General features: G+C 41.9%; 17 protein-coding genes. 8 read left to right on the top strand and 9 right to left on the bottom strand.

Annotated features, from left to right (window positions below; genetic code table 11):
• Window positions 1–25: 25 nt before the first annotated feature.
• Window positions 26–736, top strand: coding sequence for a 16S rRNA (uracil(1498)-N(3))-methyltransferase (locus D9K81_RS07055; protein WP_120374915.1), 711 nt, complete (start codon window positions 26–28; stop codon window positions 734–736).
• Here the strand turns inward: D9K81_RS07055 and D9K81_RS07050 are convergent.
• Both D9K81_RS07050 and D9K81_RS07045 read right to left on the bottom strand, forming a co-directional pair.
• Window positions 722–1,687 carry a mechanosensitive ion channel family protein gene (locus tag D9K81_RS07050; protein WP_120374914.1) on the bottom strand — a complete coding sequence of 322 codons (966 nt, stop codon included), beginning with the start codon at window positions 1,685–1,687 and terminating at the stop codon, window positions 722–724. The two genes, D9K81_RS07055 and D9K81_RS07050, sit on opposite strands and share 15 nt — an antisense overlap.
• 109 nt (window positions 1,688–1,796) lie before the next feature.
• Window positions 1,797–2,378 carry a DUF805 domain-containing protein gene (locus tag D9K81_RS07045; RefSeq protein ID WP_120374913.1) on the bottom strand — a complete coding sequence of 194 codons (582 nt, stop codon included), beginning with the start codon at window positions 2,376–2,378 and terminating at the stop codon, window positions 1,797–1,799.
• A 321-nt stretch (window positions 2,379–2,699) separates the two neighbouring features.
• Between D9K81_RS07045 and acs the strand changes: the two genes are divergently transcribed.
• Both acs and D9K81_RS07035 read left to right on the top strand, forming a co-directional pair.
• Complete coding sequence (gene acs / locus D9K81_RS07040; RefSeq protein WP_120374912.1) at window positions 2,700–4,643, top strand: acetate--CoA ligase; 1,944 nt, start codon at window positions 2,700–2,702, stop codon at window positions 4,641–4,643.
• A gap of 183 nt (window positions 4,644–4,826) precedes the next feature.
• A complete protein-coding gene (locus D9K81_RS07035; RefSeq protein WP_120374911.1) occupies window positions 4,827–6,005 on the top strand; it encodes an acyl-CoA dehydrogenase family protein in 1,179 nt (392 codons plus the stop codon).
• Window positions 6,006–6,062: 57 nt separating this feature from the next.
• On the opposite strand, the gene D9K81_RS07030 is transcribed toward D9K81_RS07035, so the two are convergent.
• Complete coding sequence (locus D9K81_RS07030; RefSeq protein WP_120374910.1) at window positions 6,063–6,677, bottom strand: riboflavin synthase subunit alpha; 615 nt, start codon at window positions 6,675–6,677, stop codon at window positions 6,063–6,065.
• Between the two features lie 157 nt (window positions 6,678–6,834).
• Between D9K81_RS07030 and D9K81_RS07025 the strand changes: the two genes are divergently transcribed.
• Complete coding sequence (locus D9K81_RS07025) at window positions 6,835–7,035, top strand: hypothetical protein (RefSeq protein WP_120374909.1); 201 nt, start codon at window positions 6,835–6,837, stop codon at window positions 7,033–7,035.
• A gap of 92 nt (window positions 7,036–7,127) precedes the next feature.
• On the opposite strand, the gene sfnG is transcribed toward D9K81_RS07025, so the two are convergent.
• A complete protein-coding gene (gene sfnG / locus D9K81_RS07020) occupies window positions 7,128–8,237 on the bottom strand; it encodes a dimethylsulfone monooxygenase SfnG (RefSeq protein WP_120374908.1) in 1,110 nt (369 codons plus the stop codon).
• A 27-nt stretch (window positions 8,238–8,264) separates the two neighbouring features.
• On the bottom strand, window positions 8,265–8,996 hold the full coding sequence (msuE, locus tag D9K81_RS07015) for an FMN reductase (protein ID WP_120374907.1): 732 nt from the start codon (window positions 8,994–8,996) through the stop codon (window positions 8,265–8,267).
• Window positions 8,997–9,370: 374 nt separating this feature from the next.
• On the opposite strand from msuE, the gene D9K81_RS07010 reads away from it, so the two are divergent.
• Complete coding sequence (locus D9K81_RS07010) at window positions 9,371–10,021, top strand: response regulator (RefSeq protein ID WP_120374906.1); 651 nt, start codon at window positions 9,371–9,373, stop codon at window positions 10,019–10,021.
• A 97-nt stretch (window positions 10,022–10,118) separates the two neighbouring features.
• On the opposite strand, the gene D9K81_RS07005 is transcribed toward D9K81_RS07010, so the two are convergent.
• Window positions 10,119–10,886: a hypothetical protein gene (locus tag D9K81_RS07005; protein WP_120374905.1), complete on the bottom strand. Its 768-nt coding sequence runs from the start codon at window positions 10,884–10,886 to the stop codon at window positions 10,119–10,121.
• A 387-nt stretch (window positions 10,887–11,273) separates the two neighbouring features.
• Window positions 11,274–14,771, bottom strand: coding sequence for a PAS domain-containing hybrid sensor histidine kinase/response regulator (locus D9K81_RS07000; protein WP_120374904.1), 3,498 nt, complete (start codon window positions 14,769–14,771; stop codon window positions 11,274–11,276).
• A gap of 180 nt (window positions 14,772–14,951) precedes the next feature.
• Here D9K81_RS07000 and D9K81_RS06995 point away from each other — a divergent pair, with 180 nt between their 5' ends.
• Window positions 14,952–15,284, top strand: coding sequence for a DUF485 domain-containing protein (locus D9K81_RS06995; RefSeq protein WP_120374903.1), 333 nt, complete (start codon window positions 14,952–14,954; stop codon window positions 15,282–15,284).
• A gap of 1 nt (window position 15,285) precedes the next feature.
• Complete coding sequence (locus D9K81_RS06990) at window positions 15,286–17,001, top strand: cation acetate symporter (RefSeq protein ID WP_120374902.1); 1,716 nt, start codon at window positions 15,286–15,288, stop codon at window positions 16,999–17,001.
• A gap of 66 nt (window positions 17,002–17,067) precedes the next feature.
• Here D9K81_RS06990 and D9K81_RS06985 read toward each other — a convergent pair whose 3' ends face one another.
• Window positions 17,068–18,009: a hypothetical protein gene (locus tag D9K81_RS06985; protein ID WP_120374901.1), complete on the bottom strand. Its 942-nt coding sequence runs from the start codon at window positions 18,007–18,009 to the stop codon at window positions 17,068–17,070.
• Between the two features lie 430 nt (window positions 18,010–18,439).
• Between D9K81_RS06985 and D9K81_RS06980 the strand changes: the two genes are divergently transcribed.
• Window positions 18,440–19,138 carry an ion channel gene (locus D9K81_RS06980; RefSeq protein WP_120374961.1) on the top strand — a complete coding sequence of 233 codons (699 nt, stop codon included), beginning with the start codon at window positions 18,440–18,442 and terminating at the stop codon, window positions 19,136–19,138.
• A gap of 58 nt (window positions 19,139–19,196) precedes the next feature.
• Here the strand turns inward: D9K81_RS06980 and omp33-36 are convergent, their stop codons facing one another.
• A complete protein-coding gene (gene omp33-36, locus D9K81_RS06975; RefSeq protein ID WP_120374900.1) occupies window positions 19,197–20,075 on the bottom strand; it encodes a porin Omp33-36 in 879 nt (292 codons plus the stop codon).
• Window positions 20,076–20,210: the final 135 nt, after the last annotated feature.

Here is a 20,210-nt window from a genome sequence, read left to right as displayed (position 1 = left end):
AATTGAACTGAGTAAGAGAATTTTTATGAACATCGTCTTGCTTGATCCACGTCAAACGGAATCTGAGCTTTGGATTATTAGCGCAAAACGCCAGCTCGAACACTTAGGCACACATGTGGATGTGCAAGTGGGTGATACGCTGAAAGTAGGTATACGTGAAGGTAAACGCTATTTAACAGAAGTGATGAGTGTGTCTGAACAGCAGATTCAACTTAAGCCCCTGCATGAAGAGCCTGTGCCTGCAAAATTACCTGTGACCTTAATTGTAGCGATGCCACGGCCTAAAGTACTACGTCGTTTAATTATGGACAGTGTCACGCTGGGTGTAGAAAAGATCATTCTGCTACACAGCTATCGTGTAGATAAAAGCTATTGGCAAACGCCATTTTTACAGCAGTTAAGTCACTATGTAGATTTAGGGCTGGAGCAAGCTGGTGATACGATAGCGCCCCAAATTCAACTGCATAAGCGCTTTAAACCTTTTGTGGAAGATATACTACCTACGCTGATTTCTGCGGATCGACCGGCCTTTGTTGCACATCCTTATGTTGAGCAGCGCATGCCAGCGGGAATTGGCCATGCTTGTAGCATTATTATTGGCCCAGAGGGTGGCTTTATCCCATACGAGATTGATTTGCTCATAAAAAACGGCTGCCAAGCAGTCAGCTTAGGCAACCGTATAATTCGCACAGAAACAGTGATTCCCTATGTGTTAGGGCGCTTATTTAGTCTCTGATACAACCTCAGTTTCGCCACGGAACACTTTCACTTCCTGTACAGGATAAGGAATAGAAATACCGTGTTGAGTGAAGGCTTCAATCACTTGCTCTTGAACTTCACTCACGGAAGCTGCTGTGGTGGTTTCAGTGGTATCGACCCACCATCGCACATTCAAATTCACTGAGAAATCCGCCAAAGCATTGACGTTCACCGCGAAACCCGGTTGGCTTAAAATCGCTGGGTTTTTGTCTAAAATGCTCAAAATTACCTTTTTGGCTTTTTGGATATCATCTTCATAACCAATGCCCACCACAAATTCGCAACGACGACGTTGGTAAGCTGTATTTACAGTCACAGCGCTGGTATAAACCGTCGCGTTTGGAATGACGATACGACGACCATCTGGAGAGCGAAGGAATGTCGCACGAATTTGAATATCTTCAACAGTCCCTTCCATGCCTGACACAATAATGTCATCGCCAATTTTGAAGGGTTCACTGAGTAAAATAAGAATACCAGACAACAAGTTTTGAAAAATATCTTTAAATGCAAAACCGATCGCTACAGAACCGATCCCCAAGGCACTCATCAATTGGCCCGGTGTGAAGCCCGGAATGGCAATGACCATCGCAATGAGGAAGCCGAAAAATAGAATTGCTGAACTACCCACACGGTTTAAAACTAAAACTAAGTTTTGTTTGGTATAAGAGCGTTCAGAGAGGGCTTTACGGACAAATAGCTTGAATACTTTTGAGAATAAATAAAAGATGGTAAACACTAACAGCGCAATACAAATATAGGGAACGCGTTCCCAGAAACCATCGATAAATTTATCAATGGTGCTATATGCATCATTATATTTTGCAGTGTGCTGTAACACTGTTTGCGCCGTCTTTTCGGTTGCGTCTTGTAGAAGTTGAGTGGTGTCTTGAGCGACGTTACTCAAGCCATTTGCTTGTTCGGCCACGAATATTCCGATTGATAAAAGTTTTCTGTATTTTGCCTTAAATTGAGCAAGAACTTAACTGATAAATACAAGGTATTCTGTGTAGTTTTGCTCAAAGTTTGTAGTTGGCTTAAAAATATTCGGTACTTTTTTGAATCGCTTCTTGTGGTGTTTCAATTTGACCTGATCCCATCATAAATGACACAAGACTCCCTGTAGCCAAGATGCTGAGTATGGTCAAAATAATCATCAGCCATGCCAAAATTTTTTCCCAAATGGCACTTGCACGTGGCCAACCATATTGGTTAGGGCCTGTGTTACCTGCAGCCAATAAGAGATAAAAAAGAAAAAGAATATTCAGCACGGGAATGAAGAGCAATAGCATCCACCAGCCAGATTTATTCAGATCATGTAAGCGGCGACTCACCAGCACAATAAAAAAGTATAGATAGACCAAAAAGAGTAGGGAATAACTTAGCCCAGTCGTGTTGGCAAGCGCCTGAAAGAGCTGGCTGTCTAGACGCAAACTTGTCAGGTTAAAAACACCTGTGAATAAGCTTAAGCCGATACCTATGAAAAACATCACAATGTTAAAAAATACATACCAAGCAATAAAGCTCAGGCGTCCAAAGCGACCGTTAAATGATAATGGATTGTCTGGTGCAGGCTGAGGATTACGTGAGAAAAAAGGCGAAGATTCTTGTGGATTCATGGGCTATGCCAGTGCTGAACAGAGAAAATAAAGAAAACAATAAGGCATATTTTAAGTGTGCATAGATAAATATACTGACAAAAAAACATGCAATATCAGCTGTATTATAAAAGTAATTCGACTGTTCAGATATAAAAATCAGATCGAAAATTGTTGAATTGAGTCGCTTGCTTATGGTTTAAATGAAAGCATCAAGCTGCGACCAAAGCATGATTGATCCGTATAAAAAATAAGCGCAATACTGCATAAAGCACCATAAATAACAGTAAAAAAATGGCAGCACATCTCGTGATGAGATGCATAAGAGCAAGGAAGTAAAATATGAAAGAAAGATATCCTGTACCTGAAAGCTTCAAAAAAACTGCCCGCGTAACGGAGGCTGAGTACTTTAAGCGCTATCAACAATCTATTGAGCAACCTGAGGTTTTTTGGGCGGAACAAGCACAGCGTTTAGATTGGATTAAACCGTTTAGCCAAGTCAAAAATACCAGCTTTGCAAAGGACGATTTTAAAATTGAGTGGTTTGCTGATGGTCAACTCAATGTGAGCGCCAATTGTTTAGATCGGCATTTAAAGGAGCATCCACATAAGCCCGCAATTATTTGGGAAGGGGATCATCCTTCACGGCATAAAATTATTTCTTTTGAAGAACTCCATGATGAAACTTGCCGTTTTGCCAATGTACTAAAAAAGCATGGTGTAGGCAAAGGTGATCGTGTGGTGCTGTATATGCCGATGATACCTGAAGCAGCGATTGCAATGCTGGCCTGTACCCGTATTGGCGCAGTGCATTGCGTGGTCTTCGGGGGCTTCTCACCTGATTCATTGGCCAGTCGTATTGAAGACAGCCAAGCCAAAATGGTGATTACTGCGGATTGTGGTATGCGTGGAGGCAAACCTATTCCTTTAAAAGAGAATGTCGATGAGGCTCTGACCATTGAGGGAACGACCTCAGTTGAGCATGTGATGGTGGTACACCGCACAGGTAATCCAATTGATATGAAGCCTGAGCGTGATTTGTGGTACCACATGGAAATTATGTCGGTAAATGACATTTGTCCACCAGAGCCGATGAATGCAGAAGATCCACTATTTATTTTATATACATCAGGTTCTACAGGAAAACCCAAAGGCGTATTACACACCACAGGGGGCTATTTAACCTATGTGAACACCACCTTCCGTGAAGTCTTTGACCTCAAGCAAGACGATGTATTTTGGTGTACGGCGGATGTGGGCTGGATTACTGGACATTCTTATGTGCTGTATGGGCCATTGTCGAATGGCACCACAACAGTGATGTTTGAGGGAGTGCCTCAATATCCAACATGGGCACGTACAGGACATTTAATTGATAAGCACAATGTGACCATTCTATATACAGCGCCTACGGCCATTCGCGCCATGATGCGAGAAGGCGATGCCTTTGTACGTGAAAGTGACCGCAGTAGTTTACGTTTATTAGGTTCGGTAGGTGAGCCCATTAATCCAGAAGCTTGGAACTGGTACTACACCGTGGTGGGTGAAAGCCGATGTCCAATTGTAGATACATGGTGGCAAACCGAAACGGGTGGTTTCATGATTACACCATTGCCGGGGGCAACCGATTTGAAGCCCGGCTCCGCGACACGGCCATTTTTTGGCGTGCAACCAGCCATTGTGGATGCCGAAGGCAAAGAGCTAGAGGGTGCAGTGGAAGGCAACTTAGTGATTAAGGACTCATGGCCAGGGCAAATGCGCACTATTTGGGGTGATCCTGCACGTTTCATTGAAGCATACTTTTCTACTTATCCAGGCACGTATTTTACGGGGGATGGTGCACGCCGAGATGAAGATGGTTATTACTGGATTACAGGCCGTGTAGATGATGTATTGAATGTCTCAGGGCATCGCTTGGGCACCGCAGAAATAGAAAGTGCTTTGGTGGCGCATGAACTGGTCGCGGAGTCGGCTGTAGTGGGCATGCCTCATGACATTAAAGGACAAGGGATATGTGCCTTTGTCACCTTACAAGCTGATGCAGCTGAATCTGAGGAGTTGCGCAAAGAATTGGTTGCATGGGTACGTAAAATATTAGGTCCTGTTGCGACACCTGATGCCTTGTATTGGGCACCTGCTTTACCTAAAACCCGTTCAGGTAAAATTATGCGCCGTATTCTAAGAAAAATTGCAGCCAATGAGTTAGACAGCTTAGGCGATACCTCGACCTTAGCAGATCCTGCCGTAGTAGATCAGCTGATTGCGGAAGTTCAATCTAAAGGCTAGGCCAGTTGGTATGTTTAGCTTTTGGTCAGGCTTGGTGATGATCAATTGCGATGCTATATGCCCTAAATGCTGCTGTCATGGCAGCATTTTTAATTTTTGAATAAGTACAGCAGGCATTGATATAAATCAAGCATAGGTGCTCTGTTAAGCTTGAATAGAACGAGAACATTAGATTTGAATAATATGAATGCTTCAACGCCTTTGACGGTAGACCCTTTAGAGATTGCACAACAACTGGCTGATGAGTTTGCAAAAACAGCGGCGGTACGCGATAAGCAGGGCGGAAATCCAAAGCATGAGCGTGATTTAATCCGTCAAAGTGGCTTGTTGGCGTTGTCTATTCCGCGTGAATATGGTGGCCAAGATGCAGGCTGGCAACAGATTTTTAAAACTATCCAAACCATTGCACGTGTGGATAGCTCATTGGCACATGTGTATGGCTTCCATCACTTATTGATTGCTACCGTGCAGCTCTTTGCACAGCCTGAGCAATATGGTGCATGGTTTAAACAAACCGCAGAGCAAGATTTATTTTGGGGCAATACCTTAAACCCCTTAGACCGTCGTACGACTGCTGTAAAAATTGCACCAGAAGAATATATCTTTCAGGGCGATAAAAGCTTTTGCTCAGGTTCTATCGATTCCGATATTTTATTGTGTTCAGGTTATAACGAGGCAGGTAAATTACTTATTGGGGTGATTCCTACTGCACGTGAAGGCGTAAGCTTTTTAGGTGACTGGAATAATATGGGGCAACGTCAGACAGACAGTGGGACCAGTCATTTTGAGCAGGTAAAAATTCATGAAAGTGAGCTGTTATTAAACCCAGGACCATTTAGTACGCCGTATTCCAGCTTGCGTCCATTGATCGCGCAACTGATCTTTGTACATCTATTTTTGGGTGTGGCCGAAGGTGCTTACCAAACTGCAATAGAGACAGTGAAAACGCAAAAGGCATGGTCAAAATCTTTAGCTGAAAATGCAGTGAATGACCCCTATACGCAAAAACACTTTGCAGATTTTTATGTACAGCTAGAAGGTGTCCGTTTGTTGGCACACAAAGCGATTGAGCGTTTGCAAGCAGCGTGGGATGTGGGAGAAAACTTAACAGCAGAACAGCGTGGTGAAGTGTCTGTTGCAATTGCCACCGCAAAAATTGCAGCCACCAATGCATCGTTAAATATTACGCAAAATATTTTCCAAGTGATGGGGGCACGTGCCACTACAGCCAAACTGAATTTAGACCGCTTTTGGCGCAATGTGCGTACACAGACTTTGCACGATCCTGTCGATTATAAATATCAGGAAATTGGCGAGTGGATTTTGACAGACAAAGTGCCTGATCCAAGTTTTTATTCTTAAATGAAAGTAGGCAAAAGGGCTTCATAGATGAAGCCCTTTTTTATATTTTTAAAATTACTATTTACGATGAATATTTTCTAAGGTATCTACCAAAGTACGTGTGGTTTGATCAATTTCGTAGTTAATGGGATCACCTGCTTTAACATCCTTCCAAGTGGTTAGACGCAACGTTTCGGGAATCAAATCAATTGAAATTTCTGAGGCGTCGCGATCTACACGGTTCACCGTGAGGCTACAACCATTGAGGCCAATAAAGCCTTTTAAGAAAAAGTATTTGATATTGCCCTGTGGAATTTCAATATCAATATGTACGGTTTCACCCGTGCGACTCAGTTGCTTAACTGTGGCTGTGCCTTCGATATGACCATACAAATTATGGCCACCATTTTCAGCACCCACTTTGGAAGAGCGCTCAATATTAACTTCATCACCTGTATTGAGTTGGCCTAATGTTGTGAGGCTGAGGGTTAAATTAGAAACATCAAAATGAACTTGATTGGCGGCTAAATCGATATGCGTTGCAGTCAGACATGTGCCATTGATCGCAACACTTGCTCCAATAAACACATCATGGAAAAAATCATGATCATTGGAAATGACCAATGTAATAAAGCCATCCCCTTGGCGGATTTCTAGAATTTTTTCTAAGCCTTGAACAATGCCTGTGTACATCTGCAGATTTCCTTTGAGCTGAATGTGGAGCGTTTTAAGTGTAAATGGATTTTATGGTTTTGGTACTGAAATTTGTGCTGGAATTTTACGTTTTAAAAACAGGCTAGCACAGAGCTGCGGTATACACTTGAAAGCCAACTGTCTTTTTGAGTTTAGGATGAAAAACATATTTTCCATGCTTTTTTTGAGTTGCACGCCTATGCTGATGCATGGCTGTGCAAGTACTCAGCCTAAAGTTATGCCAGAAAGCCCAGAATGTATTAACTACCGTGGCATGATGACAGCACCGATGGCACCCGATGCCATGCAACGTTTGAAGCAAGACTGTGAGGATTCAAAACTGAAGGCGAATAAATAATACTTAGTCATAAAAAATCCTCCAAGCCGAGCCTTGGAGGAACAAATCACAATTGCCAAAATTATAGTCGTTATTAGGGTGTGTTGAGTTTGCTAAGCGACTGAGGCCGTCTTTGCTGGAATTTGCTGCTGTGCTTCCAACTCTCGCACCAATGGCAATACTTTTTCACCGAAGTATTCGACTTCTTCAATAAAGTGTAAAAAGCCCGATAAAATTAAATCCACGCCAACGCCTTTGAGCTCTACAATACGTTCGGCAATTTGTTGTGGTGTACCAATCAGATTGGTACGGAAGCCATCGTTATACTGCACCAAATCTTCAAAGCTTGATTTTGCCCAGTTACCTTCACCTTCTTGAGTGGACGCACCAGCTTCACGGGTAGCATCACCAAAGGCATTCACGGCTTCTACATTGGCTTTATCAATGATTTCTTGCAACACGGCTTGTGCTTCTTCTTCGGTATCACGGGCAATAATAAAAGCATTCACCCCAATTTTTACTTGATGGTGATTGAGCTTGGCTTTTTCGCGGATATCATCAATTTGTTTTTTCAGCTCCGCAGGGGTATTGCCATTGGTGAAGTACCAATCCGAAACCCGTGAAGCCATATCGCGGGCTGCGCGTGAGCTACCACCTTGGAAAATTTCAATATGAGGCTTTTGTAGCGGTTTTGGACTCAATGTATAGTCATTAAATTGATAGTACTTACCATCAAAGCTAAAGTTATTTTGTGTCCAAATACCCTTTAAGCTACGAATGAACTCTTCTGAGCGCGCATAGCGTTGATCATGTTCGGGCCATTCTTCACCAATCGCATCAAACTCACCGCGGAACCAACCACTCACCACATTAATGGCAATACGGCCATTGGTCAGATGGTCAATCGTTGCCAGCTGTTTAGCGGCCAGCGCAGGTTTCCATGGGCCAGGTAAAATGGCCGCAATGACTTTTAGGCGCTCTGTTTTGGCCAATATGCCATGACTGAAGCTGACGGACTCATGCTGATTTTCAGCATTGTAGCCAGCCGTAAAGCGGATTTGCGTTAAGGCATAATCGAAACCACTTTTTTCAGCAGCTTGCGCTAAACGGACGTTGTAGTCATAACTCCAATCGGTGCGTTGTTCAATTTGGCTTACCACTAAGCCACCGCTTACATTAGGAACCCAGTATGCAAAGATGATGTTCTGATTATTCTGTGACATGGCATATACCCTCGAATGAGCTCAAGATTAAGCGACTTGTGTTTTTGGTTTTTTATGATGTAAACGCGCTTCAGCAGCATCTAAACTTGGCACTGCGGCTGAAGGTAAAACTTCGGCTTGTTCAATTTGTTTGTTAATACCCAAGTTTTGATTGGCTTGTTGAGATTTTTCTTTAACTGCTTCTGCACGAAGACCTTTGGCAGGTGCCCATTCAAGCACAGGTAAAGCACGTGCTACGGCTAAAGTAATACGTTCACGTAGTAATTCACTATGAATGGTGTATTCAGGTGTGAAGTCGCGATCTGTGGCATATACGCCAATTGGGAGCGTTTGCGCTTGGAAGAAACTAAACAATGGACGTAACTGATGCTCAAGTACCAGTGCATGACGCTCAGAGCCACCAGATGCGGCCAATAGTACCGGTACATCAACCAATGCGGTTTGTTCTACAAAGTCAAAAAAGTGCTTGAATAAGCCCGTAAATGACGCACGGTAAACTGGTGTACCAACAATCAGTGCATCGGCAGCTTCTACAGCGGCCAAATCATCTTGTACGCGTTGAGGTAATTGATTACGGTAAATTGCACCACCTAATAAATGGCCAATTTCACTAAATTTAATAAAATGTACATTAATTGGTGTAGCATCAGCCAGTTCATCTAAAATCGCCTGAACCAAGGCTTCAGTTTTTGAAGGATTATTAAGACCACCTGAAACAGCAACAATATTCAGTGGTTTTTGTAGACTTACATTTGACATTTTTTAACCTGAAAATGGGTTAGCTCGGAATAATATTCATTAAGGCCGACAGGCTAATTTCTGTAAAATAAGGAAAATACGAAAAGTTATCTGTTTTTGAGATATATGTTTTTAAGCACTGTTAAAGTAGATAAATAGGTATTAATTAGTTGAAATTTAAATTTATATTTTTAGTAGCTAAGCATTTTCATGTCGTTGATAAATTTTATATAAAAAAAAGATTAGAAATCCAGATTTAAAGAAATTATCAAAAAGTGGGTAAATTCAGGTGAAAAAAAGCATATTCTTTTAAAAATAGTGAGTTCCTGCATATCCTAAATAGAGCTTGTGTGGTTAGAATAGGGCTATTGTGCACAAGATCTCTTACGCTGCTTATGAATATTTTAATCGTTGATGATCACCCATTGTTTCGTCATGCTTTAATTCAGGCTGTTCGTTATAGTCTACCTCAGGCTCAAATTCATGAGACTGCTGCAGTTAATGAATTTTATGAACGTTTAGAAAGTGGCGCAGAGCCAGATCTTGTTTTACTCGATTTAAATTTACCCGGTGCATCAGGCTTTTCTGCCTTGGTACATGTCCGCGCACAGTATCCTGCGATTCCAATTATTGTGGTTTCCGCGCATGAAGAATCTTCAATTATTCATCGTGCAATTGCACATGGGGCTATGGGCTATATTCCAAAATCAGCACATCCAAGCCATATTGGTGAAGCCATTCGTCAAGTGTTGGAAGGTGATATCTGGTTGCCACCTAATTTGCCAAACAGCGCCGCTTTCGACCCACGTGCAGCAGATGAAACTGCATTGGCAGAACGTATTCAGTCACTTACGCCACAGCAGTTCCGTGTACTGATGATGGTGGCAGAAGGTTTGTTAAATAAACAAATTGCCTATGAATTAGATGTTTCTGAAGCGACCATTAAAGCGCATGTCACCGCAATTTTCCGTAAATTGGGTGTACAAAATCGTACTCAAGCAGTATTGGCGATTAATGCTTTAAATATTGAAGATAAAAAAATGTAAATCTGCTGTGACATGCCTAGCATAGATCGCAGAAAAAAGACCTCGAATGAGGTCTTTTTTTATGTGGTTGCTTTGCTATAGTGATATCCGGCTAGGCTTAAACCACGTAGTTTTGTTTTGGATTCAAATCTGTACAAAACAGTGGATTTAAAGCACATTGCAGTTCTTCAATTTGTTCATCGGTCACATAGCCTTTGCTCTTTAAGTAAGCTGCTACATGGTCATCGCGTAGGCTTAAAAAGGCTGCATCATATACGCCAAGGTCGACAAATAGTGCCGCCGTTTCGAGGCTATTAAAACGATCCAAATAAACCTCTTGCCCTTGCATCAGGAAAATATGATCTTGGGTCGAATTGATGTCGACATCTAGATATTGGGCCAACTCAAAAGGTGAGGTCTTAATAAACAGTAAGTCAGACAGTTCATCAAACTGAGTGGTATCTATTTGGTTGTGGCCAGTTTTGACTTTGCCCAGCCATGCTTTAAAGACTAATACCGCACCACCACGCAGTAACATACTCCAAATCTGATGATGCACCGCCGCATCTAGGTGTTTAGACTCTGCGCGTAAGCGTGCCAAAAGGGCTTGCTCTTGTTCGGCCAATCGATCAAATAAACCTAAACCTTGTGGTTTATAGGCTGCAGGTGTAAATACATCAAAATTTAGTTCTTCAAATACCTGAAGTGCTAGGGGGACAGCACTTTGATACAGCACATCTAGTGCTTGTAATTGTTCGGGTGCTAAGGTGCTGTGATCAAAAACTTCAGTCCAGCAGATTTCTGGTAGGAGTGCATTGGCGCCGTATTGGCGATGAAACTGCTGTGTTTGGGCTAAGCCTTGTGTTAAATCTTTGGACATATCCATAGCGAAATTCCTCTAAATGGGATGAGCCTGATATTGAGCTAAAATATGGCTGTGGTTAGTGTTGTTTTGAGCTTTTTATTGTTTAAAAAAAATACGACTAAAGTATTAAAAATAACAAAAAATACAAAAAATAATTTATATAACAGTTATTTGAGAAATTGTAAGTAAGTGTACAAATGTTCACTTAAAATGAAGTTATATTTCGCCATAGGCAAATAGGTTTTGATATTTTTGGTCAATCAATCTGTTTGTGTTTGCATGTTTTTTGAGCTTTTTTGCACATTTGCCTAAAACTACAGCCAATACAGGAACTGATTACACCGCTATAAGAAAAAAAAGCCTATTTCAAATGCTTGAAATAGGCTTTGATGGCGCTACATTTTGAGTTTAATCGGCACTGGAAATTTTTAAGCCAGAGAGCCAAGAACGCAAAGATGCAGGTTTAAGCGGTTTTTTCAGTAACACAATATTATGCTCCTTAAGGCGCTGCGGTAATTCTGGATCAGAATCCGCCGTAATGAGCGCAGTCGGCACATTTTCTTGGCGATTACTTAAGATAAAGTCGAGCCCGATCTGCCCGTGATTTAAATGCTGATCGACTAACCACACCTGAATATTTTCTTGCTCAATCATAGCCAATGCTTGTTCAGGTTCTGTGGCTTTAAACACTTGATAACCCCATTTGGTGAGTAAGGTGGACATGCCTTCCAAAATGGTTTCATCGTTGTCTAAGCATAAAATCTTATAGGCTTTGGTACGTAGCGGTACTGCTTGTACAGGGGCTGCCACCACTTTGGGTGCTTCCACTAACGGTACTTCAATCATAAAGCATGAGCCTTTGCCCAAATCCGAATACACATGCACAGGGTAGTCGAGTAAGCTGGTCATCCGCTGTACAATGGCCAAACCTAAACCTAAGCCTTGTTCACCCCAAGGAGACGTATGTCCACAGCGTTCAAACTCTTGGAAGAGCTTGATTCGTTGTTCTTCTGCAATCCCTGGACCTGTATCCCATACACCAATGCGAATATGTTGCGGTTTGCTGCTGGAGCGTAATACACCTACTACCACACGACCACGTGCGGTATAACGTAGCGCATTACTCACAAAGTTTTGAATAATCCGTCGAATCCATTGTGGATCGGTGTCAATCCAGAACTGAACATCATGCACTTTAAACTGAATGCCACGTTGCGCCGCAATCGATTTAAACTGCAATTCTAGATCGCTGAGTAAGTCATGCAGTGGATAGGCCTGACGTTTTGGTTGAATCGTGCCACCTTCTAAGCGTGCAATATCGAGTAAAGCAGACAACATGCTCTCAGCACCATGTAGGGCACGGTCAAGCTGTTGTAAGGTACGGCGGTCTTCGTCATTTTGTACACTTTGCTCTAAAGCGGTACTAAATAAACGTGCTGCATGCATCGGTTGTAATAAGTCATGACTGGCGGCCGCAATAAAGCGACTCTTCGACATATTAGCTTTGTCTGCTACTTCACGTGCCAATTGCTGTTCAGATAGTGCATCGGCCAACTGTTGGGTACGATCTTGTACACGGGCTTCGAGCACCGCTTCATTTTCACGAAAAGCTGTAATGTCGGCAAAGGTCGTAACAAAACCACCACCTTCAATTGGATTACCACGCATTTGAATGACACGGCCATCTTTACGAATGCGCTCAAACTCATGCGAACTGCCCACTTGCATCCAATGAATACGCTTACGTACATGCTCTTCTATAGAACCTGGGCCACATTCACCGCGTTCGGCGTTATAGCGAATCAGATCTGAAATTGGGCATCCGACATAGACAATATCTTTTGGATAATCAAACAGCTTGAGGTATTGGTTATTCCATGCCACCAAACACATATTTTCATCTACCACACTTACGCCTTGGGTCATGTGGTCAATCATGGTCATGATGAGATTTTGGTTAAAGCGTTGCCACTGTGAGGCTTGGTCTAAAATGTTGGCCACCTGACCGAGCGCTAGTCCATTGTTGACCATTGCAGTGGTGAGTAGCGTACGAGCAGAAGCAGCACCAATCGTACCAGCAAGATATTGCTCGGTAAAACGCCACCACATGCCATTGGCACTGCTGTTTTCATTAAGGGTGACATTGTTTTGTGTGCAAAACTGTTGGAAAGCACGTACGGTCGGGCCATCCCCAGTAATACGTTTTGCGAGGGTCAATAAATCGCCCACTTTTAAACGCGCAACGTCGTGGTGTAAATAATTAATATCGCTTGAGGCATTGTGTGAGGGCAGTGGCTTGGTTTCATAATAGAAAAAGCTTTCGGCCTGAATTTGCTCAGCAACACTTGGGCGGAAAATACGTGATACCCAAATATATAGCACGATATTTAGACCTAGCGCCCATACCACGCCATGCGTGAGTGGATCAAAAGATTCAAAGCCAAGTAGAGCTTCGGGACGTAACCAACTGATACCAAACGGGCCTTGTTGAATGATCTGCTGGCTTAAGGGTTCAAAGCGTGCAGGCAAACTACGTAAGACGGTTGGGAAGAATAAGGTATAAGCCCACATGGCAAAACCAGTGAGTAGGCCCGCATAAACCCCTTGCTTACTACCACCTCGCCAGTACAAGCCACCAATCAGCGCAGGCGAGAACTGTGCAACTGCACTAAATGCCAATAGACCAAATACAGAGAGTTGATCAATATCATTAAAGAAATGGAAGAACAAAAATCCCATCAGCATGACAGCTAAAATACATACGCGACGGGTGAATTTAAGAACTAATGGCAAGCGTTTATCATGACGTGCCAAAATATTGGTTCGCCAAAGTGCAGGCATAATCAAGTCATTGCTGAGCATGATGGATAATGCTACAGACGACACCAAAAGCATTCCTGTTGATGCTGAAAAGCCCCCTAAGAACGCCAAGAGTGTTAACCAATCTTGGTTATAGCTGAGCGGTAAGGAGAGCACGGCAATATCTGGAATCGCCAAATAAGCAGGCGCTGCATGTAAGGCCCAGCTTGCAATTGGAACAATCGCGATGGTGGTTAAAATCAGATAAATCGCGAACCAACGCCGAGCCCCACGAATGTGTTTTTCATCGCGAAGCTCGACCACCGCCACGTGAAACTGGCGAGGTAAGCAAATAATGGCTAAGGCTGCTAATAAGGTCTGCACCCAAAAGCTTTCGGGTACACCAAACATTTGTACTTCTTTAAAAGTAATGCTGATGTCTTTACTAATTTGATGCAAATTTTCGGGTGCTTCAAACATGAAAAAGGCAGCGACAGCCAATAGTGCAAACAATTTAACAAAAGACTCAAAGGCCACGGCCAGCATGAGGCCACCGTGTTGCTCGGTATTGGCAATTTGTCGCGTACCAAAGATCATTGCTAAAATTGCCAAAATTCCGGTCAGGAACAGTACACCATTGGTGGTCGAGGCCATACCACCGGTTGTTGGCTCTAAAATGACGGTGGCACTTAAGGCAATTGCACGAAGCTGTAAGGCCAAATAAGGAATAATCGCAATGACGGCTAAAATGGTCACAAGGGAGGCCAAGGGCCCACTTTTACCATAACGTGCTGCCACAAAGTCAGCAATCGATGAAATTGCATGGTGCTGACGTACACGCCCCAAACGGCGCCAAATGTCGTAACCAAGTGCAACAAAAATCAGTGGCCCCAAATAGATGGGTAAGAAAATAATACCTTCTCGTACTGCCGCACCTGTCGCACCATAAAAGGTCCAAGACGAACAATACACGCCCAGCGTGAGGCTAAACAGTAACATTCGCCCGCGTGTGCTTAAGCGACTGGCATGCTTTTCACCAAAAAAAGCGCAAATAAAAAGTAATGCGATATAAAGGGCGAGCACCCCAATAATGAGCCAACTGTTCATATTGTCTGCAGCAGATAAATCATGGCTTTATCATACCGCATCTACCGAAGTGCCATCGATAATGATCAAAATTTAACGACCAAAGTCTAAATTACAAACAATAACGAACATTGGTAAGTTTAGCTTCGAAATAATTCGAATTAAAAAATTGACGCCAAGGTTCGGCGTAAGGAGAACATTATGGATGAGAGACAGGTAGAGCAAATTCTACAAAATCCAAAATTTAAGGAAATGGTGAGCCGTAAAAGTAAGCTTAGCTGGACTTTAACCATCATCATGTTAGTGGTGTATGTCGGCTTTATGTTACTGGTCGGCTACAACAAAGAGTTTTTGATGCAATCCGTGAGTGGTGGTGTAACAACCATTGGTATGCCATTAGGTCTCAGTATTATCGTTCTGTCATTTGTGCTTTGTGGTGTGTATTCATATATCGCCAACAACAAATTAGATGCACTGAACGAAGAAGCAATGCGTGAAGTGGAAGCAATTACTCAAGAAAAAGGACCGCACTAAGATGAAATGGAATTCATTGAAAGCGCAGGCGTTGGCTATTCCAGCCCTGCTCATGTCGAGTGTTGCTATGGCTGGCCCAGATTTGGGTGAAGCACAGCAACAAGCAACCAACTGGCATGCAATCATTATGTTTGCCATCTTTGTTGGTTTTACCCTATTAATTACCAAATGGGCTGCGAAGCAAACCACCAATACAGCTGACTTCTATACAGCTGGTGGGGGTATTTCAGGTTTCCAAAATGGTTTAGCGATTGCAGGTGACTATATGTCAGCCGCATCGTTCTTGGGTATTTCTGCCATGGTGTTCAGCTCAGGCTTTGATGGCTTGCTGTACTCATTGGGCTTCATGGTGGGCTGGCCAATCGTATTGTTCTTGGTTGCTGAACGTCTACGTAACTTAGGTAAGTTTAACTTATCAGACGTTGTATCATTTCGCTTAGCAGAAAAACCAGTCCGTACCTTGGCGGCTGTAAGCTCGCTCGTAGTTGTTGCGTTCTACTTAATTGCGCAAATGGTGGGAGCTGGTCAGCTGATCAAATTGTTATTCGGTTTGAACTACAACATTGCTGTGGTGATTGTAGGCCTTCTCATGATGGCTTATGTTATCTTCGGTGGTATGTTGGCGACAACTTGGGTACAGATTATTAAAGCAGTGATGCTTTTGTCTGGCGCAACCTTCATGGCATTTATGGTTATGAAAGGTGTGGGCTTTAGCTTCTCTGAAATGTTCTCACAATCAATTGCGGTATTCTCTAAAGTACATGATGTAACTTTAGCTGAAGCGGGCAATATTATGGGTCCAGGTAAACTTGCAGCCAACCCAATTGATGCGATTTCTTTGGGTCTTGCATTGATGTTTGGTACAGCAGGTCTTCCACACATTTTGATGCGTTTCTTCACTGTAAAAGATGCGAAAGAAGCACGTAAATCTGTGGTAGTTGCAACAGGTTTCATTGGTTACTTCTACTTATTAACTTTCATCATTGGTTTTGGTGCGATCCTTTATGTATCGAACAACCCACAATTCCTTGATGTAGCAAAAATGGCTGTAACTGGCAAACTTGAGCTTGTCGGTGGTAACAACATGGCTGCGGTGCACTTGTCTGATGCTCTTGGCGGTGACTTGTTCATGGGCTTTATTTCAGCGGTAGCTTTCGCAACAATTCTTGCAGTAGTGGCTGGTTTAACATTGTCTGGTGCTTCAGCAATTTCACATGACTTGTATGCAAACGTATTCAAGAAAGGTCAAACTACACCTGAATCTGAACTTCGTATGTCTAAAATTGCAACTTTAGGTCTTGCGATCTTTGCAATGATTTTAGGTATCTTGTTCGAGAAGCAAAACGTAGCATTCATGGTGGGTCTAGCATTCTCTGTAGCTGCATGTGCAAACTTCCCAGTACTTGTTCTTTCAATGTTCTGGAAAGGTTTAACGACACGTGGTGCTGTGATTGGTGGCGTAGTCGGTCTAGTTACAGCGGTTGTATTGATTGTATTGTCTAAAGCAGTTTGGGTAGATACATTCGCAATCTCTGAAACACCAGTTAACCCGTTCAATGGTCCTGCAATCTTTGCAATGCCATTAGCATTCATCTGCTGCTGGTTGTTCTCTGTGACTGATAACTCAGCACAAGCTCAAGCAGAACGTAAAGCATTCGATGCACAGTATGTACGTTCACAAACTGGTATTGGTATCTCAGGTGCTTCAGATCACTAATCTGAACACCTTAAAAAAGCCCCCTAGAGAGGGGCTTTTTTATTGCGAAATGAAATGTCTATACGTTCAAGGTAATTTATATTTTGCAGGACTGATAATGATGTCTTTCCAAGTTTTTGTCACATTATCTTCGAGCGTAACTGTGCCTGCCTGCGCATAGTAAGTTGCATTATCTTTGTTTGTTAAGGCAGTCAATGTCAGGTAACGGGTGCTGTCATTTTTAAATTGAACTTTGAGTTTTCCAAGTGTAGGGTAAGTGTTTCCTGCTAATGTGCTCCAATCAGAATCTTGATCGAAGCTAACGGCATACAGTGTCTGACCGTCTTTATCTGTGACGGTAAGTTCTCCAGAAGCTTTATTGATAAATGCTGAGTTGGTTTCGGTGTTTTTCAGGATAAAGTTTTTGAAATAGAATTTATTTCCAGTTGCTTCAGAGCTAATAACTAAATCATTTGTGCTATGTGTCTCAGTGTTTGCACTGTCTTTAATATTCAGCGTGCCATCCGCAGTGAATACAGCGCCATCAACATCAATTTTTAAGTTACTCAGTTTGGTATTCAAGCCAGTACTGCTTTCTGGATCTCCAGATTCACTAAAGGCGCCAGATAAGCCTTTAAAGGATGAGCCTGCATCATAGGGCACAGTACACTCTTTTGTTAAAGTAAAAGTGCTACCAGCTATGGCTGTTTTTTTATAACAGTCTAAATTATCTGCTTCATCGTCAAGCATATATTCTTGTAGATAGAACAGTCGGTCAATTAAGCCCTTATTGAGTGTTTCAGCTGTAATGGCATGAAGAAAAAATGCTGCAATTTCCTGTGCTTCAATTTTTTCTTTATCGCTGGTTGGGTCGCTTGGAGTAACAGGTGTAGTCGGGATTGAAGGATTGCTTGGAGCGGGCTGTTCTGAACCTGTGCTGGAATTGTTGTCATCATTGCTGGAGCTTCCGCATCCACTTAGGGAAAAGCTTGCGCCAATAAATGTTGCCAAAAGTAGTTTTTTATTCATAGCCGTACCCTGAATTATTTTTTATGAATATTAAGTTTTATTAAATAAATAGGTAAAAAACAAATAAAGAGGATTAATAGGGTGAAAAAGGACAAAATTTCATTAGCCATAGATAAATCAATACATTAACTGTAGATAGTAAGTGTTCTCATTTTAGTTTGACATGTATTGAATTTTTTAGAAAAAATAATCAGTTTTCTTATATGACATATTGATGCTATGAATCAATTTATGAAATTTATCATGTAAATATTTATTGATAAAGATGAACATAATTCTTTTCATCCAAAGCAATATAATAAAGCTTCTTGAATTTTTTGGAGAAATGGTGCCTATTGGCAAACAGCAGTATCAACTTTTAGATAAAGAATCAGTGATCCAAATGGAAGTGGATATTGATGCGATGAAAAACAAAAAGGATAAAGTGTTTATGCGGGCATTTATTGATTTTTGGAAAGGCTTTCGCTTGTTGCCTTCGGCTTGGTTGTTACTCACACAATTTGTGATTTTAGTACTCACAGCTTTTGCCCGTGAAAGTACATCATTTCGCGCTTTATTGTGGGTCTTGGGCGTATTGGTGTTATTGATTATTGCCAAAGTCATTCGACAAACTCCAATGTTTACAATTTTAGGGCTGAGTTTTGTCGGATGTGCGGTGCTATTTTCAACCCTAATTATATTTGGGGTAAATGATCCAAATATTCAGATCATTGCTCATGCATTTGAAGCTTGTGCTTACTTGAGTGCAGCTTATGGTGTAGTGCGTTATATGTTTGCAGATCGATATCTAACCAAAGATGAATTATTTGCAGCGGGTACTGTTTTTACTTTAATTGCATGGGCTTTTGCTTTCTTATATAGCATTTGTCAGTTAATTTATCCTGATAGTTTTATGAACCCAACTAAGCCTGGTTTACAGTCTTGGCTTGACCTCTTATTCTTGAGTTTTAGTTTACAGTCAGCGACAGGTTTGTCTGATTTAATGCCGATGAGCGCGCCAGCACGTGTATTGGCGATGCTACAAATGTTTTGTGGTGTGATGTATTTGGCTTTAATTGTATCGAGGTTAATCGCTTTACATTATATTGCGCATTTACCCAAGCATCATCAATCTAAAGATGAAGAATAAGATGAGCACAAAAAAGGACGCAATTGCGTCCTTTTTTTGATTCAGATTCTAAAATGAATTAGAAACGGAATTTAGCGTTCACGCCAACAGTTTGAGTATCTGTCGGTGCGTTGTTTGTAGCATTCACGTTTACATAGTCAACACCAACAGCAACAGCTGGAGTGATGAAGTAGTTAGCGTTTACGCCCCAAGCTTCTTTGTTGTTTACAGCACCGTTAGCTTGTGCATAAGAAGCACCAACGCTTAGAGCTGGATTGATGTACAAATCAGTTTTTAAACCGTATGCATTTTTTTCAGCAAACAAAGCGTTAGTTTCGAAACCGATTGCCATGTTAGTGCCGTCGATCGCGCCAACGTATTTAGTACGTGCAGTGATCGCGTCTTGGTCTTGACCAATAGTTTGTTGTTCTTGAGCAGCTTGAGCTACGCCATTTGCAAGGATACCGAATGCATCGTAAGCAACTTGGTTAGGAGCACTTGTATAACCAACTGCAACTAAGAAGTTAGGCGCAACTACAGCACCAAGTTCTACAGAGAAACGGTCGCCGTGGTCGTCAGCTTTGTTATCTTTGTTGTCAATAATTGTGTTGCTGTAAGATGCGCTAGCATATACAGGAACATATTTAGTTGGAACGTAAGCTTCAGCTTTAGCACCAATTGTGTGAGTGTTTTGGTCAGCAATACCATTTACATCGTATTCGCCGTAGTTATACGCCAAAGATGCATTTGAAGCTTGGTTTAAAAATGCTGCTTCAGCCAATGGACCTTTAGAAGAGTCAACATTTTTGAAGTAATAAGTACCTTGTACAGCACCAGTGAAGTTTTTAGAGTTAACAGTGTTGTCGATGTATTCTGATTGACCTTGAACTTCTACTTGGTACGCTTGTGCACCGGTCATGGCTAATAATAAAGCAGTGGCTAAACCGAGTTTTTTCATGAGAATTACCAGTTATGTTACTAATGGATTAAACATTGAGCATTGTATTGTAACAATTTATTAAGTCAATGATCTTAAAAGCAATTAAATTCAGGAAATACATTTTGTTTAATTTTTATTCAAAAAGAAGTTTTT

Source organism: Acinetobacter chengduensis (genome assembly GCF_003664645.1).
GTDB lineage: Bacteria > Pseudomonadota > Gammaproteobacteria > Pseudomonadales > Moraxellaceae > Acinetobacter > Acinetobacter chengduensis.
This window is presented reverse-complemented; position numbering and strand designations above follow the sequence as displayed.

Coding starts and splice junctions, on each gene's coding strand:
- D9K81_RS07055 (WP_120374915.1), top strand. CDS start 26: ATGAACATCGTCTTGCTTGATCCACGTCAAACGGAATCTGAGCTTTGG.
- D9K81_RS07045 (WP_120374913.1), bottom strand. CDS start 2,378: ATGAATCCACAAGAATCTTCGCCTTTTTTCTCACGTAATCCTCAGCCT.
- acs (WP_120374912.1), top strand. CDS start 2,700: ATGAAAGAAAGATATCCTGTACCTGAAAGCTTCAAAAAAACTGCCCGC.
- D9K81_RS07035 (WP_120374911.1), top strand. CDS start 4,827: ATGAATGCTTCAACGCCTTTGACGGTAGACCCTTTAGAGATTGCACAA.
- D9K81_RS07030 (WP_120374910.1), bottom strand. CDS start 6,677: ATGTACACAGGCATTGTTCAAGGCTTAGAAAAAATTCTAGAAATCCGC.
- D9K81_RS07025 (WP_120374909.1), top strand. CDS start 6,835: ATGAAAAACATATTTTCCATGCTTTTTTTGAGTTGCACGCCTATGCTG.
- sfnG (WP_120374908.1), bottom strand. CDS start 8,237: ATGTCACAGAATAATCAGAACATCATCTTTGCATACTGGGTTCCTAAT.
- msuE (WP_120374907.1), bottom strand. CDS start 8,996: ATGTCAAATGTAAGTCTACAAAAACCACTGAATATTGTTGCTGTTTCA.
- D9K81_RS07010 (WP_120374906.1), top strand. CDS start 9,371: ATGAATATTTTAATCGTTGATGATCACCCATTGTTTCGTCATGCTTTA.
- D9K81_RS07005 (WP_120374905.1), bottom strand. CDS start 10,886: ATGGATATGTCCAAAGATTTAACACAAGGCTTAGCCCAAACACAGCAG.
- D9K81_RS07000 (WP_120374904.1), bottom strand. CDS start 14,771: ATGAACAGTTGGCTCATTATTGGGGTGCTCGCCCTTTATATCGCATTA.
- D9K81_RS06995 (WP_120374903.1), top strand. CDS start 14,952: ATGGATGAGAGACAGGTAGAGCAAATTCTACAAAATCCAAAATTTAAG.
- D9K81_RS06990 (WP_120374902.1), top strand. CDS start 15,286: ATGAAATGGAATTCATTGAAAGCGCAGGCGTTGGCTATTCCAGCCCTG.
- D9K81_RS06985 (WP_120374901.1), bottom strand. CDS start 18,009: ATGAATAAAAAACTACTTTTGGCAACATTTATTGGCGCAAGCTTTTCC.
- D9K81_RS06980 (WP_120374961.1), top strand. CDS start 18,440: ATGCGGGCATTTATTGATTTTTGGAAAGGCTTTCGCTTGTTGCCTTCG.
- omp33-36 (WP_120374900.1), bottom strand. CDS start 20,075: ATGAAAAAACTCGGTTTAGCCACTGCTTTATTATTAGCCATGACCGGT.